At 66.9% G+C, this 14,955-nt stretch carries 12 protein-coding genes; 1 reads left to right on the top strand and 11 read right to left on the bottom strand.

All coding sequences use genetic code 11. The features are described from left to right. The 11 genes from murB to rsmH all read right to left on the bottom strand — a co-directional run. On the bottom strand, window positions 1-748 hold a 748-nt coding region (gene murB, locus PMI42_RS09715; RefSeq protein ID WP_008133096.1), incomplete at its 3' end, for a UDP-N-acetylmuramate dehydrogenase. Between the two features lie 4 nt (window positions 749-752). Further along, window positions 753-2,156, bottom strand: a complete 1,404-nt coding sequence (gene murC, locus PMI42_RS09710) for a UDP-N-acetylmuramate--L-alanine ligase (RefSeq protein WP_008133094.1) — start codon at window positions 2,154-2,156, stop codon at window positions 753-755. A gap of 121 nt (window positions 2,157-2,277) precedes the next feature. Next, window positions 2,278-3,378 carry an undecaprenyldiphospho-muramoylpentapeptide beta-N-acetylglucosaminyltransferase gene (gene murG, locus PMI42_RS09705; RefSeq protein WP_008133093.1) on the bottom strand — a complete coding sequence of 367 codons (1,101 nt, stop codon included), beginning with the start codon at window positions 3,376-3,378 and terminating at the stop codon, window positions 2,278-2,280. Between the two features lie 155 nt (window positions 3,379-3,533). Continuing rightward, a complete protein-coding gene (gene ftsW, locus PMI42_RS09700; RefSeq protein WP_008133092.1) occupies window positions 3,534-4,685 on the bottom strand; it encodes a putative lipid II flippase FtsW in 1,152 nt (383 codons plus the stop codon). A gap of 213 nt (window positions 4,686-4,898) precedes the next feature. Then, window positions 4,899-6,296 (bottom strand): UDP-N-acetylmuramoyl-L-alanine--D-glutamate ligase, encoded by a 1,398-nt coding sequence (gene murD / locus PMI42_RS09695; protein ID WP_008133091.1) that lies wholly within the window; start codon window positions 6,294-6,296, stop codon window positions 4,899-4,901. Between the two features lie 10 nt (window positions 6,297-6,306). After that, the gene (gene mraY / locus PMI42_RS09690) at window positions 6,307-7,410 is read right to left on the bottom strand and encodes a phospho-N-acetylmuramoyl-pentapeptide-transferase (RefSeq protein WP_008133090.1); all 1,104 of its coding nucleotides are present in this window, start codon (window positions 7,408-7,410) and stop codon (window positions 6,307-6,309) included. A 161-nt stretch (window positions 7,411-7,571) separates the two neighbouring features. Continuing rightward, on the bottom strand, window positions 7,572-8,951 hold the full coding sequence (locus PMI42_RS09685; RefSeq protein ID WP_008133089.1) for a UDP-N-acetylmuramoyl-tripeptide--D-alanyl-D-alanine ligase: 1,380 nt from the start codon (window positions 8,949-8,951) through the stop codon (window positions 7,572-7,574). Then, a complete protein-coding gene (locus PMI42_RS09680; protein ID WP_008133088.1) occupies window positions 8,948-10,420 on the bottom strand; it encodes a UDP-N-acetylmuramoyl-L-alanyl-D-glutamate--2,6-diaminopimelate ligase in 1,473 nt (490 codons plus the stop codon). The genes PMI42_RS09685 and PMI42_RS09680 overlap by 4 nt, the downstream gene beginning before the upstream one ends. Window positions 10,421-10,504: 84 nt before the next feature. Then, window positions 10,505-12,247, bottom strand: coding sequence for a peptidoglycan D,D-transpeptidase FtsI family protein (locus tag PMI42_RS09675; protein WP_008133087.1), 1,743 nt, complete (start codon window positions 12,245-12,247; stop codon window positions 10,505-10,507). Next, complete coding sequence (gene ftsL / locus PMI42_RS09670) at window positions 12,244-12,636, bottom strand: cell division protein FtsL (protein ID WP_008133086.1); 393 nt, start codon at window positions 12,634-12,636, stop codon at window positions 12,244-12,246. The genes PMI42_RS09675 and ftsL overlap by 4 nt, the downstream gene beginning before the upstream one ends. A gap of 3 nt (window positions 12,637-12,639) precedes the next feature. Continuing rightward, the gene (gene rsmH, locus PMI42_RS09665) at window positions 12,640-13,629 is read right to left on the bottom strand and encodes a 16S rRNA (cytosine(1402)-N(4))-methyltransferase RsmH (RefSeq protein ID WP_008133085.1); all 990 of its coding nucleotides are present in this window, start codon (window positions 13,627-13,629) and stop codon (window positions 12,640-12,642) included. 513 nt (window positions 13,630-14,142) lie between these two features. Here rsmH and PMI42_RS09660 point away from each other — a divergent pair. Further along, window positions 14,143-14,925 (top strand): N-acetylmuramoyl-L-alanine amidase, encoded by a 783-nt coding sequence (locus PMI42_RS09660; RefSeq protein ID WP_008133084.1) that lies wholly within the window; start codon window positions 14,143-14,145, stop codon window positions 14,923-14,925. The last annotated feature ends 30 nt before the right edge of the window (window positions 14,926-14,955 follow it).

Genomic DNA, 14,955 nt, shown 5'->3' with positions numbered 1-14,955 from the left:
GGCCGCGGCAGCCGGCGGCATCGACCAGTTTCCAGGCGGAATGGCCGGGCGGATTCTTGAAGGTCGAGCCGCCGGTCTTTTCGCGGATCGGCTGCGCGGTCTCGCGGTGAGACTGCACCTCCGCCATGCGTGCGCGGATCGCTTCCGCATCCCTGATCTCGCCGCGGAAGCGCGCGGAGGTGAAGATGATGGAGGGATCGACGCCGCTGTTGCGGTAGACGAATTTCATGTCGGCGTTGGAGAAGGCGTGCTTCGTGCCGTCGCGCCCGACGCCGCGCGCCTCGATCAGCACGTCCTTGGTCTCGCCGCCATTGGCGCCTGCGTTCATGCGCAGCGCACCGCCGATGGTGCCGGGAATGCCGAAATAGAATTCGAGCCCGCCGATACTGGCGCTCGCGGCCACCTCCGCCACGCGCTTGTCGAGCGCCGCCGCTCCCGCCGTGACGATGTCGCCGCTCGCACTCGCCTCGCCGAAAGCCCGCGGCGCAAGGCGGATCACCACGCCCGCAATGCCGCCATCGCGCACGATCAGGTTGGAGCCGACGCCGACGACATAGACGGGAATGTCGGACACGAGGTGCGCGAGGAAATAAGCGAGATCGTCCTCATCCGCCGGCGTGAACAGCACCTGCGCCGGACCGCCGACGCGAAACCAGGTCAGCTCGGCGAGCGACTGGTTGGCCAGCAGCCGACCGCGGAGCTCCGGCATCGCGGCTTTGAGTTCGGGCGTGATGTCGGGAAAGCTCACCGCCCTACCCCAGCGCCTTCAACTCGTTCGGCAAGGCATACGCCCATTGCGTGATGTTGCCGGCGCCGAGGCACACGACGAGGTCGCCCGACTTCGCCAATCCCTTGACGATGCCCGCGAGCTCCGACGCGGCCGGCAGCGGGACCACTTCGCGATGGCCGTGGGCGCGCAGGCCCGAGACAAAATGATCGCGGTCGATGCCGTCGATCGGTGCTTCACCGGCGGCATAGACGTCGGCGACAACGACCGCGTCCGCGTCATTGAAGCAGGTACAAAATTCCTCGAACAGTGATTGCAGGCGGGTGTAGCGATGCGGCTGCACCACGGCGACGATCTTGCCGTTGGTGGATTCCCGCGCCGCCTTCAGCACCGCCGCGATCTCGACGGGATGGTGGCCGTAATCGTCGATCACGGTGACGCCGTTCCACTCGCCGGTCTTGGTGAAGCGGCGCTTGACGCCGCCAAAGCCGGCGATGGCCTTGCGGATCGCCTCGTCGGAGACGCCGAGCTCGCGCGCGACCGCGATCGCGGCCGTCGCGTTGGAGGCGTTGTGGCGGCCCGGCATCGGCAGCATGAGATCGGCGATCTCGTGCACCGCACCGGTCTTGCGATCGCGGAACGCGACCTTGAATTTCGATCCGCCGCCCGTCGGGGTGAGATCGATGAAGCGCACATCGGCCTGCGGGTTCTCACCGTAAGTGATGATGCGGCGATCCTCGATCTTGCCGACGAGGCTCTGCACGACGGGATGATCGATGCACATCACGGCAAAGCCGTAGAACGGCAGGTTCTCGACGAAGTGACGGAACGCGTCCTGCACCGCCTCGAAGGTCTTGAAGTGATCGAGATGCTCGGGGTCGACATTGGTGACGATGGCGACATCGGTCGGCAGCTTCAGGAACGTGCCGTCGCTCTCGTCGGCTTCCACCACCATCCAGTCGCCGGCGCCCAGCCGTGCGTTGGAGCCGTAGGCGTTGATGATGCCGCCGTTGATGACGGTGGGATCGAGCCCACCGGCATCGAGCAGCGTCGCGACCATCGTGGTCGTCGTGGTCTTGCCGTGGGTGCCGGCGATGGCGACGCAGCTCTTGAGCCGCATCAGCTCGGCCAGCATCTCGGCGCGGCGCACCACGGGAATGCGACGTTCGCGCGCCGCCATCAGTTCCGGATTGTCGCGCTTGATCGCGGTGGAGACGACGACCACCTCGGCACCGTCGACATTCTCGGCCTTGTGGCCGACCGAGACCTTCGCGCCCTTCTTGCGCAGACGGTCGAGATTGTAATTGTCGGAGGCGTCCGAACCCTGCACGGCATAGCCGAGATTGACCAGCACCTCGGCGATCCCGCTCATGCCGATCCCGCCGATCCCGACGAAGTGGATGGGTCCGATCTCGCGCGGCAGTCTCATGCTCTGTTCCCCGACCTCGCCGCCCGAAACGGCGGCAACTGGCGAAGGTCACGGCCAAATCAGCCGCGCCGTTCCTACTGGATGCCCCGCTTTGGAAGACGAAGACAAGGGCTTTTTCGCGTCAGATTCCCGCGACCTTGACCACGAGATCCGCCAGCCGCTCGGCGGCATCGAGCCGCCCTGCCCCCTTCGCGGCCGCAGCCATGGCGGCGAGGCGCGCAGGCTCGGCAGCAAAGGCGGAGATCTCGGACGCCAGCCGGTCCGAGGTGAATTCGGTCTGGGGAATGCGGATGGCGCCGTCGACCTTGGCCAGCACACCGGCATTGGCGAACTGGTCCTGGTCGATCGAGCCCGGCAGCGGCACCAGGATCGAGGGCCGTCCGATCGCAGCGAGCTCGGCGACGGTGCCGGCGCCGGAGCGCGACACGATCAGGTGGTTGGAGGCAAGCCGCGCCGGCAGGTCGGTGAAGAACGGCGCGAGTTCGGCCTTGATCTTGAGCTTGTCATAGACCGCGCGGACGCGATTCATGTCCTCGTCGCGGACCTGCTGGGTGAGGATCAGCCGGCTCCACAGCGCAGGCTCGAGCCGCTCGATCGTATCAGGCACGATGTCGGCCATGATGCGCGCGCCCTGGCTGCCGCCGACGACGAGCAACCGCAGCGGACCGTTCACGTCAGGCGCAGCGTATGGCACGGCCGCCGCAGCAAGCACCGCCGGCCGCATCGGCGTGCCGACCGTCGTGGTCTTGCCTGACAGCGCCGGATCGCGGTCGAGCACGCCGGGCAACGACGTCGCGATGGCGCGGACGCGGCTCGACAGGAAGCGGTTGGCGCGGCCGAGCACGGCATTGGCATCGTGGATGATGCCGGGCACGCCGGCGAATTTTGCCGCGACCAGCGGCGGCAGCGTCGGATAGCCGCCGAAGCCGACCACGGCAACGGGCTTGAGCCGCTTGATCAGGCGATACGCCGAGAGCGTGCCGGTGGCGAGCGTCAGGCCGGCATAGGCAAGCTGCAACGGATTGCGGCCGCGCGCGGTCTCGCTCGCGACGACGTCGATCATGTCCTTGCTGAACAGCCCGCTATAGCGCAGCGCGCGCTCGTCCGTGACGAGGCGGACGCGAAAGCCGCGCCGGATCAGTTCGACGCCGAGCGCCTCGGCCGGAAACAGATGCCCGCCGGTGCCGCCCGCGGCGAGAAGAATCAAGGGGGAGGTGTCCATAAAGGCCTTTGTACAGGGCCTTCGCCGGCATTGCGAGCGTAGCGAGGCGTCCGTAGCCCGGATGGAACGCAAGCGTAATCCGGAGCGGTCTATCCGGGGTGAGACTTTCCCGGATTGCGCTCCGCTCCATCCGGGCTACGCGCCCACATTGACGACTACGCGTAACTCCGCATCGCGTCGGCGTGGCCGGTGGCCTCGACCTCGGTGCGCGGGCGCAGCCGCGTCAGCGCCAGCATCATGCCGACGCCATAGGCGAGCGACACGATCGAGGAGCCGCCATAGGAAATGAACGGCAGCGTCATGCCCTTGGCGGGGATAAGCTGCAGGTTGACCGACATGTTGATCGCCGCCTGCACGCCGAACAGGATCGCCAGGCCCGAGGCGGCAAAGCGCGAGAACATGTCCTCGTTGGCGTAGGCGCGCGACAGCGTGCGGATGACGACGAAGGCGAACAGCGCCAGCATGGCGAGGCACAGGATGATTCCGAACTCCTCGGCGGCGACCGCGAACACGAAGTCGGTGTGGCTGTCCGGCAGGCTGCGCTTGGCGATGCCCTCGCCAGGCCCGAGGCCGAACCAGCCGCCATTGTAGAAGGCTTCCATGGCGGTATCGACCTGGAAGGTGTCGCCCGAGGCCGGATTCATGAAGCGCTTGATGCGGCCGGCGACGTGCGGGACGAACAGATAGGCGCTGAACAGGCCGGCGGCGCCGAGGCCGGCAAGGCCGAACACCCAGATCATGCGCATGCCCGCGATGAAGAACAGCGAGCCCCACACCATCAGGATCAGCATGGTCTGGCCGAAATCCGGCTCCATCACCAGCAGCGAGACCAGCATCAGCAGCAGCACCAGCGCCATCGAGGTCGCCGGCATCTCCGGCCGCTTGGTCGATTCGGCGAACAGCCAGGCGGCGATCACGACGAACGACGGCTTTGCGATTTCGGAGGCCTGGATGTTGACGCCGAGCAGCGTGATCCAGCGCCGCGAGCCCTTCACCTCGGGGCCGATCGCCAGCGTCAGCACGATCAGGATGATGCTGGCGGCGAAGATGATCAGCGCGCTGCGACGGATCGCGCGCGGCGAGAGGAACGACACCCCGAGCAGCACCAGGCAGGACGGCAGCAGGAACATCACGTGGCGGCTGAAGAAATGGAACGGATCGAGCCCGATCCGGGTCGCAACCGGCGGGCTCGCCGCCAGCGACAGGATGACGCCGCACAGCATCAGCGCCAGAATGGCGCCCATCAGCGGCTTGTCGACGGTCCACCACCACTCGGAAAAGGGGGTGCGTTCTTCACGGGAGAGCATGGGCGGCCGCTTTCGGACAGAGATCGGTCCATTGGTCGCCGAGGTTGGTTACCGGGGGGTTAAGGAGTTCGATGAAGTTGTGGACGGTCTCGTGCCCCTGACACAGGGCAGCGCGCTTGTGGTGCGCTGCAGAGCCGGGGTCCAGCGGCTTCTGGATCCCGGCTCTGCGCAGCAGCGTTGCACGCTGCAGCGCGTCCGGGACAGGAGAGTGCCTCACACCACCGGCTTCACGCCCGGCAGCGCCTGCACCAGTTCGCGGAACTTGGTGCCGCGGATCTCGAAGTTGCGGTACTGGTCGAAGGAGGCGCAGGCAGGCGACAACAGCACGACCGCGTCGCTGAGACCCGAGGCTTCTGCATCGCGCGCGGCGTGCTCGACGGCGACGTCCAGCGTCTGGCTGATCTCGTGCGCAGTCGAGCCGAGCGTTCCCGAAAACTCCTGCGCGGCCTCGCCGATCAGATAGGCTTTGCGGATGCGCGGGAAGTAGCCGGTCAAGCTGGTGATGCCGCCCGCCTTGGGCTTGCCGCCGGCGATCCAGAAGATCTCCGAAAAGGACGACAGCGCGTGCGCGGTGGCGTCAGCATTGGTGCCCTTGGAGTCGTTGACGAACAGCACGTTGCCGCGGCGGCCGACCTGCTCCATGCGGTGCGCAAGGCCCGGAAAGCTGCGCAGGCCGTTTTGCAGCACATCGAGGCTGATGCCCATCGCGAGTGCGGCGGCGGCGGCGCAGGCCGCGTTCTGTGCATTGTGCTGGCCGCGCAACGAGCCGATGCCCCCGAGCTTGGCGATTTCGCTCCGCGCGCCGCCCGCGGTGCGCACAATGCTGCCGTGCTCGACATGAATGCCGCTCGCCAGCGGATTCTTGACGGAGATGCGGACAACGTTCTTGCCCGAGCGGTCGAGCCGGTCGGCGATGTCGCGGCAAAAACCGTCATCGACGCCGACGATCGAGGTGCCGCCGACCTGCACGCCCGCAACGAGGCGCTCCTTTACCGCGGCGTAGTGCGCGATGGTGCCGTGGCGGTCGATATGGTCCTCGCTGACGTTGAGCAGGATGCCAACGGAGGGATCGAGCGAGGGCGTGAGGTCGATCTGGTAGGACGACATCTCGATGACGTGGACGCGGCCCATGCCCGGCGGCTCCAGCGACAGGATCGCGGTGCCGATATTGCCGCCCATCTGGGTGTCGTAGCCGGCGACTTTCGTGAGATGCGCGATCAGCGCCGTGGTGGTCGACTTGCCGTTGGTGCCGGTGATGGCGACGAACGGCGCATCCGGCGCGTGCCGCCGCCGCTCGCGGCAGAACAGCTCGATGTCGCCGATCACCTCGACACCGGCCTCGCGCGCCTTCAAGACGCTCCAGTGCGGCACCGGATGGGTCAGTGGCACGCCCGGCGCAAGCACGAGCGCTGCAAAATTCGTCCAGGAGACGTTGCGCAGATCCGCGGTGATGAAACCCGCCTGCGCCGCCTTGGCGACATTCTCGGCATTGTCGTCGGCGGCGATCACCTCGGCGCCACCGGCCTTCAAGGCGTGGCAGGACGCCAGCCCCGAGCCGCCGAGGCCGAACACCGCGACCGTCTTGCCGGCGAAGGATGTGACCGGGATCATCGCGGTACCGTCAGCGCAGCTTCAGGGTCGACAGGCCGGCGAGCGCCAGCATCACCGAGATGATCCAGAACCGGATCACGATCTGCGGCTCGGTCCAGCCGAGCTGCTCGAAATGGTGATGGATCGGCGCCATCCGGAAGATGCGCTTGCCCGTGAGCTTGAACGACACCACCTGCACGATGACGGAGACCGCTTCGAGCACGAACAGGCCGCCGATCACCGCGAGCACGATCTCGTGCTTCACCGCGACCGCGATGGCGCCGAGCATGCCGCCGAGCGCGAGCGAGCCGGTGTCGCCCATGAAGATCGAAGCCGGTGGGGCATTGAACCAGAGAAAACCGAGGCCGGCTCCCAATAACGCGCCGCAGAGCACCGCGAGCTCGCCGGTGCCGGCGACATATTTGATCTGGAGATAATCGGCGAACACGGCGTTGCCGGCGAGATAGGCGATCATCGCAAAGCTCGCGGTCGCGATCATCACCGGCACGATGGCGAGGCCGTCGAGACCGTCGGTGAGGTTCACCGCATTGCCCGCGCCGACGATGACGAAGGCGCCGAACACGACGAAGAACCAGCCGAAATGCAGCACGGTGTCCTTGAGGAAGGGAATCGTCAGCGCGGTCGACGCGGGATCGCGGTTCAGGCGCACCAGCGCATAGCAGGCCACCAGCGCGATTGCCGCCTCGATCAGCAGGCGCAGCTTGCTGCCGAACCCGGTCGTGGTCTGCTTGGTCACCTTGAGGTAATCGTCATAGAAGCCGACGAAGCCGAAGCCGAGCGTCACCGCCAGCACGATCCAGACATAGGGGTTGAGCGGATTGGCCCACAGCACCGTGCCGACCGTGAGGCCGGACAGGATCATCAGCCCGCCCATGGTGGGCGTGCCCTTCTTGGCGAGATGCGATTGCGGGCCGTCGGTGCGGATCGGCTGGCCCTTGCCCTGGCGAAGGCGCAGATGGTCGATGATCCAGGGTCCGAACAGGAACACGAACAGCGCGCCGGTGACGACGGCGCCGCCGGTGCGGAAAGTGATGTAGCGGAAGACGTTCAGGAAGGTGCGAACGGCACCGAAGCCCGGAAAAGTGTTGGAGAGCTCGATCAGCCAGTAAAACATTCAGACGGTCCTATGGCGCCTTTGCACGGCCTTGGTCTCGGCCTTGTCACCGCGCATCACGCGCATTCGCTGGTCTTCATCATGGGGTCGGGCGACCTCTGGGAAAACGCTTCGCGCCGCAAAAGGGGTGGGGGATTCGGGAACAGCGCCTTCCAAGCAGTTTACGCCTTTGCCTGCAAGGCGGCCACTAGGCCGGGCACAAACTTGTTGACCCAGAACATCTTCTTGCTGCCCTTGACAACCACGACATCGCCCGCCTTCAGCAGATTTGCCACCTCGCCGGCTTTGAGCGTCGCGGGATCGTCGTGCCAGCCGAGGCCCTTGCCGGCCGGCAGCACGTCGTAGAGATGGCGCATCAGGGGGCCGACGCAGTAGACGCCGTCGATGCCGTCGAGATGCCTGGCGAGGGCAGTGTGATAGCTGGGCGCATCATCGCCCAGTTCCAGCATGTCGCCCAGCACCGCAATACGGCGCCCACCGCTCACGTTGCGCGCCTGCAGGCTTTGCAGCGCAGCAGCCACGCTGGCCGGGTTGCCGTTGAAACTGTCGTCGATCACGGTGATGCCGCCGACCGCCTGCTCGACTCCGCGGCCGGTCATGATGCCGACCCGGTCGAGCTTGATCGCGAGCGTCGATGCATCGAGGTTGGCGGCGCGGATCGCCGCGAGCGCGGCGAGCGCATTCTGGACGCGGTGCGGGGCACCCGGCGTCAGGCTGAAGGCGATCTCCTTCTTGCCGATCACGGCCAGGACCTGCCAGCCCTCGCCATGCGGCGCGTGCTTGACCTCATGCACCTCGGCCTTCTCGCCGAAGCGGATGACCTTGCCTTTCCATTCGGACGCCTTGAGCCCGGCGGGCAGCACCAGCACGCCGTCCTCGGGCAGGCCGAGCGCGATCGAGACCTTCTCGCGCCGGATGGCTTCGAGCGAGCCGAGCTTCTCCAGATGCACGGGCTGGACATTGACGACGAGCGCGACGGTCGGCCGCGTCAGTTCGCTGAGCCGGGCAATTTCACCGGTCTGGTTCATGCCCATCTCGACGACCCAGAGGCTGGCATCGGGCCGCGCATTGCACAGCGTCAGCGGCACGCCCCAGAAATTGTTGAAGCTCGACGGGCTGGCATAGGCGTTGGGATAGGCGGCGAGGAATTCCTTGGTGCTGGTCTTGCCGGCGCTGCCGGTGAGCCCGATCACCGGCCCGTTGAAGCGCGCGCGTGCGGCGCGCGCGAGGCCCCAGAGGCCGCCGATCAGCGTGTCCTTCACGACGATCTGGGGAACCTTGATGCCCGCGATCTCATGCGGCACGATCATCGCGACCGCGCCGGACGCTTCCGCCTTGTCGGCGAACTCCCAGCCGTCGCGCGCGCTGGCGAAGGCCGAGACGAAGCCGCCGCTCGGCGTGCCGCTCAGCGCGACGAACAGGCTGCCCGGCTTCACCAGCCGGCTGTCCTGGGTGACGAAGTCGATCGGCGTGTCCGGAAACGACCCGGCGGCGCCCAGCGCGCGCGCCACTTCGGCAACCGTCCAAATCGGCCCGCTCATGCAACCCTCGACGCTAATGCGGCGGCGACCGCCTCGTGATCACTGAACGGCAGCACCTTGCCGCCGACGATCTGCCCGGTCTCGTGGCCCTTGCCGGCGATCAGCAGCGCGTCGCCCGCTTCCAGCTCCTCGATCGCGGTGCGGATGGCCGCGGCGCGGTCACCGATTTCGCGGGCACCTTTTGCAGTGGCGAGGATTTCGGCGCGAATGACTTCCGGCCTCTCGCTGCGCGGATTGTCGTCGGTGATGATGATGCCGTCGGCATTCCCGGCCGCGATCTCGCCCATGATGGGACGCTTACCGGCGTCGCGGTCTCCGCCGGCGCCGAACACGACGACCAGCCTGCGCCTGGCGTAGGGGCGCAACGCCTGCAGCGCCTTCGCCAATGCGTCGGGTTTATGCGCGTAGTCGACGAAGATCGGCGCGCCATTGCGCTCGCCGACGCGCTCCAGCCGCCCCTTGGCGCCTTCGAGATGCTCGAGGCTGGCAAACACGTTTGCGGCATCGCTGCCCGTGCCGATCGCGAGACCGGCCGACACCAGCGCATTCTCGATCTGGAATTCGCCGGCCAGCGGCAGCCGGACCACATGACGCCTGCCGCGATGTTCGAGTGCGAGCTTTTGCGAGAAGCCCTCGACCTCGACATCGGCGAGACGAATGCCCTCGCCTGCTCCGTCGCCGTTACGGCCGACCGCCATCACGCGCAGGCCGCGCGCCGTCGCGGCCTCGATCGCCTCCGCCGAGCAATCATGATCGGCCGAGATCACGGCCGCGCCGCCCGGCGGGACCAGTTCGCGGAACAGCCGAAGCTTCGCCGCGAGGTAATGCGCGACCGTCGGATGATAATCCATGTGATCGCGCGACAGATTGGTGAAGCCGCCGGCGGAAACCCGCACGCCGTCGAGGCGGTATTGATCCAGCCCGTGCGAGGAGGCCTCGAACGCGAGATGCGTGACGCCGTCGCGCGCGATCTCGTCGAGCTGCCGGTGCAGCGCAACCGGATCGGGCGTCGTCAGCGAGCCGTAGACGGTGCGCTTGGGCGAAACGAGGCCAATCGTGCCGATGCTGGCGGAGGCGTGCCCCAGCCGCTCCCAGATCTGGCGCGTGAACGCGGCGACCGAGGTCTTGCCGCTGGTGCCGGTGACCGCGGCAATGGTCGCGGGCTGCGCGGGGAAGAATTTTGCCGCGGCCAGCGCCAGCGCCCGGCGCGGATTGGTCACAGTGACGAACGGCACCCTGGTGCCAGCCGGCGCATGGTCGCCGACCACCGCCACCGCGCCTGCGGCAATCGCGGCATCGATGAAGCGCGTGCCGTCGGTCTTGCTGCCCGCGAGCGCGAAGAAGAGATCGCCTGATTTGACCACACGGCTGTCGAGCGCAACGCCGCTCACCTCGAGCCCCGCGACAGCGGGCTCGATTGCGGCGTCATTGCCCAGAACATCCTGACCTATGAGGTCGCGCAGCTTCATGGTCTTCCAGTCGACATGCCGTGCCGGGAAGCCGAATCTTCGGAAAAACCCCGACTCAGCGGCGGCGACGGCCACCCCAGTTGATTACTGGGTTGTCCTGGATGCTGCAAGAATAAGGCGCTCGGACGGCGGCAAATCGAACCGCGGCTCGACGCCCAGAAGCGGCGCGATCCGCTCGATCACCTTGCCGCCGGTCGGCACCGCGTTCCAGCCCGAGGTGATGAAACCATGCGTTTCGGGCAGCGCCTGCGGCTCGTCCAGCATGACGAGGATCTGATATTTCGGATCGTCGCACGGCATGACCGCCGTGAAGGAGTTGAGCACGCGCTTCTTGGCATAGCGGCCGTTGATGACCTTCTCGGACGTACCGGTCTTGCCGCCGACATAGTAGCCCTTGACGTCCGCCTGCCGCGCCGAACCGACCTCGGCGTTGAGGCGCATCAGGAACCGCATCTTGTCGCTGGTCTCCTGCTTGATGACGCGCTTGGCCATCGCGGCCGCTTCCTCCGGGCTGCGCTTCATGAATGTCGGCGGAATCAGATAGCCGCCATTCACCAGCGCGTTGATGCCCATCACCGCCTGCAGCGGCGCCACCGACAGACCCTGGCCGAACGCGATCGTCACCGTGTTCAGTTCGCCCCAGCGCCGCGGCACCAGCGGCGCCGCGCTCTCCGGCAGCTCGGTGCGCAGCCGCGTCAACTGGCCCATCTTGGAGAGGAACGCCTTGTGCGCCTCGACGCCCTGGCCGAGCGCGATCCGCGCCGCGCCGATGTTGGACGAGAAGGTGAACACTTCCTTGGTGTTGATGAAGCGCCCGAGCGGATGGCTGTCGTGGATGGTGAACTTGCCGTAGTGCAGGTTTCCGCGCGCATCCCACGATGAGTTCAGATTGATCTTTCCGGAGTCGAGCGCCATCGCCAGCGTGAACGCCTTGAAAGTCGAGCCCATCTCGTAAACGCCTGTCGTCAGGCGGTTGATGCGATCGGGGTCGTGCGCTTCCTTCGGAATGTTGGGATCGAAGTCCGGAAGGGAGACCATCGCCACGATCTCGCCGGTCTTGACGTTGGAGACGATGCCGGAGGCGGCCTTGGCGTGGAACTTGTCCTTGGCCTTCAGCAATTCGTCGCGCAGCGCGTGCTCGACGCGCAGATCGACCGAGAGCTCGATCGGCTTTTGCAGGCGGTCGGTGGCGAAGCCCGCGCGGTGGAGATCGGCGAGCCCTTGATTGTCGAGCCACTTCTCCATGCCGGCGATGCCCTGGTTGTCGATGTTGACCAGACCGATGAGGTGGGCGACCTCGTTGCCGGTCGGATAGACGCGCTTGTTCTCGCGCAGGAAGCCGATGCCGGGAATGCCGAGCTTGTGGATGTCCTGCTGCTGCTTCGCCGTGACCTCGCGCTTGAGCCAGACGAAACCCTTGCGCGTCTTCAGGCGCTCGCGCACCTCGGCCTCGTCGAGATCGGGCACGGTCGCCGTCAGCAGTTCGATCGCCTCGTCCTTGTCGATGATGCGGCGCGGCTCGCCGAACAGGCTCGACGCCTTGACGTCGGTCGCAAGGATCGCGCCGTTGCGGTCGACGATGTCGGGGCGCGCCGTCGCGACCACCTCTTGCGACGCCGCACGGCGCGCGCTGTGGGCATCGGCGCCGATCGCGAACATCACGAGCCGGCCGCCGATCAGGGCGTAGACCGAGGCGAAGGCGAGCATCGCCAGCCCAACGCGCGCGCGCGCCTTCGCGGCGCGGTCGACGTTGCGCCCGTAGAGCAGGCTGCGGATCAGCCGCTGCCGCCACGGTTCTGTGGGTTTGGCCGGGGTCACAGCGCTCATTGCTTGTCCTCGGGCCGCGGCACGGAGCCCGTCACGGTGTCAGGATCGCTCGCGGCTTCGATGGTGTTGAGCATGGCCCCGATCGGGTCGGGCTCGCCCGGCCTGAACATCCGCGGCGGACGCTCCGGCAGGTTCTTCAGCGAGTCATATTGCGTGCCGTTGACCGGCTTGAGCGGCAGATGCCGCTCGGACAGGCCTTGCAGGCGCAGCGGCGCATCGAGCTTGGCCCATTCGGAGCGCAGCGAGGCGATGGCATCGCGCTGCTCGCGAATCTCCGCATGCAGCCGCAGCACCTTCTCGGTGCGCGCGGTGGAGTCCATCTTGATCCGGTAGACATAGGCCGCCGCAAAAATCAGCGCGCCGATGACGAGGAGGTGGATGAAGCGCATGTGCTAGCCGCCCCTCATCACGTCGGAGAGTTTTGGCCAGGGCGATTGCTCGTCGTCGCGATGCGCGGGCGCGTCGGTGCGCTCGGCGGCACGCAGCTTTGCCGAACGGGCGCGCGGATTATGCGCGACTTCGTCCTCGCCGGCGACGACGGGACGCCGCGTCAGCAACCGGAAGCTCGGGGCGGTTTGCGCCACTTCCGGCAGATGCCGCGAGCCGCCGCCGGTCTTGCTGCGCTCGGAGAGGAAATTCTTGACGATGCGGTCTTCCAGCGAATGGAACGAGACCACCACGAGGCGGCCGCCGGGCTTGAGCACGCGCTCGGCGGCGGCGAGCGCGGTCTGGAGTTCATCCAGCTCTTCGTTGACGAAGATGCGCAGCGCCTGGAACGTGCGCGTCGCCGGATGAATATCGCCGGGCTTCGAACGTACCACCCGGCCGACGAGATCGGCGAGCGCGCGCGTGGTCGTGAACGGCGTCTCCTGCCGGTCAGCAACAACGGCACGGGCGATGCGGCGCGACTGCCGTTCTTCGCCGAGGAGATAGATGATGTCGGCCAGATCGGCTTCGGAGGCGCGCGCGACGACGTCCGCCGCGGTCGGACCGGACTGCCCCATCCGCATGTCGAGCGGACCGTCGAGGCGGAACGAGAAGCCGCGGCCGGCCTGGTCGAGCTGCATCGAGGACACCCCGACATCCATCACGACGCCGTCGACCCCATCGACGCCTTGCGCCGCGCAGACCTCGGCGAGATTGGAAAAGCGGTCCTCGACCAGTGTCAGCCTGCCGGCGGAGCGCTCGGCCAGCTCGGCACCGCCTGCGATTGCCGTGCGGTCGCGATCGATCGCGATCAGGCGGGTTCCCGGCACGTCGAGGATGGCGCGGCTGTAGCCGCCGGCACCGAAGGTGGCGTCGACATAGATCCCGCCCGCGCGCGGCGCGAGATGGTCGATGGCCTCACGGCCGAGAACGGGGATGTGCGGAACCGAGCTCATGCGCAACGCCTGCCGAACGCCCACAAGAGATCGGGGACGAGCAAGCCCATAACGCCTCGAATTGATCCGCGTCGCGGCGGTTCCACGACCAAGCCCCCGTCCAACATGGTTACCGAGCCCGGTCGTCCCGGGCCGCAAACCCAGTATTCCCCTTGGAATTTGTCGGGCAGCCATGGGATTTCGAGCCAAAATACGCTTTGGCCGCCTCCGGACGCGGGTCGGCACTTCATCTCTCAGTAACGGCCCTTAGCGTTAAGAAAGCGTTGATCGGCCGGTTACAAGTCGAAAAGGTCGCGCGCCGGTGATGCCACATCCACACAGACGCACCAAAATGCATCCGTTAACCGCGATGCGCGATTGCGCACGGCGGAGGGTAAAGGAATAGTAAAGAGAAGGGCTTGGCCCACTCTCCTGTCCCGACTTGAGCTGTTTATGTCGTCCGGTTCGTCCACGCCGTCTGGATCTGATTCGAAGCGTCAGCGCGTTCTCCCGGTTCCCAAGGCCGCGGCGAACATGCGGACGTTCGAGCCGGATTCCTCGATCGTCTCCGACATCATCCCCTCGCCCAATCATGGCGAACGCAACAAGGGACGGCAGCCGGACATGATCGTGCTGCACTACACCGGCATGCCCGACGTCGAGGGCGCGCTGGCGCGGCTGTGCACCGCCGGCACCGAAGTGTCGGCGCATTACGTCGTGCTGGAGGACGGCCGCATCGTGCAATGCGTGCCCGAGGCGCGGCGCGCCTGGCACGCCGGCGTCTCGTCCTGGGCGGGCGAGGACGACATCAACTCCTGCTCGATCGGCATCGAGATCGTCAATCGCGGCCACGACTGGGGCTACCCTGAGTTTCCGCTGCGCCAGATCGCGGCCGTGATCGCGCTGTGCCGCGGCATCATGCTCCGCCGCAAGGTCGCGCCGCACCGGGTGCTCGGCCATTCCGACGTCGCGCCCGCGCGCAAGAAGGACCCCGGCGAGAAATTCCCCTGGCATTCGCTGGCCAATTCCGGCGTCGGTCACTGGGTCACGCCCTTCCCCGTCGTGCGCGGCGAGAGCCTGATGCTCGGCACCATCAGCGACGAGGTGCTGAGCCTCCAGCAGGCGCTCGCCCGCTACGGCTACGGCGTGCCGCTATCAGGCAAATACGACGCCGCGACGATGGAAGTCGTCACCGCGTTCCAGCGCCATTTCCGCCCGGCGCGGCTCGACGGCGTCGCGGATCACTCGACACTCTCGACCTTGCAGGCGCTGCTGGCGAGCCTGCCGGCGGATGCGACGGCCGTCGCGTCGAAGTGACGGCGGAAGCCGCACACGCCGTCATTGCGA

The organism is Bradyrhizobium sp. YR681 (genome assembly GCF_000282615.1).
Lineage (GTDB): Bacteria > Pseudomonadota > Alphaproteobacteria > Rhizobiales > Xanthobacteraceae > Bradyrhizobium.
Note: the sequence above shows the minus strand (reverse complement) of the source record. Positions and strands in the feature narration are given on the sequence as shown.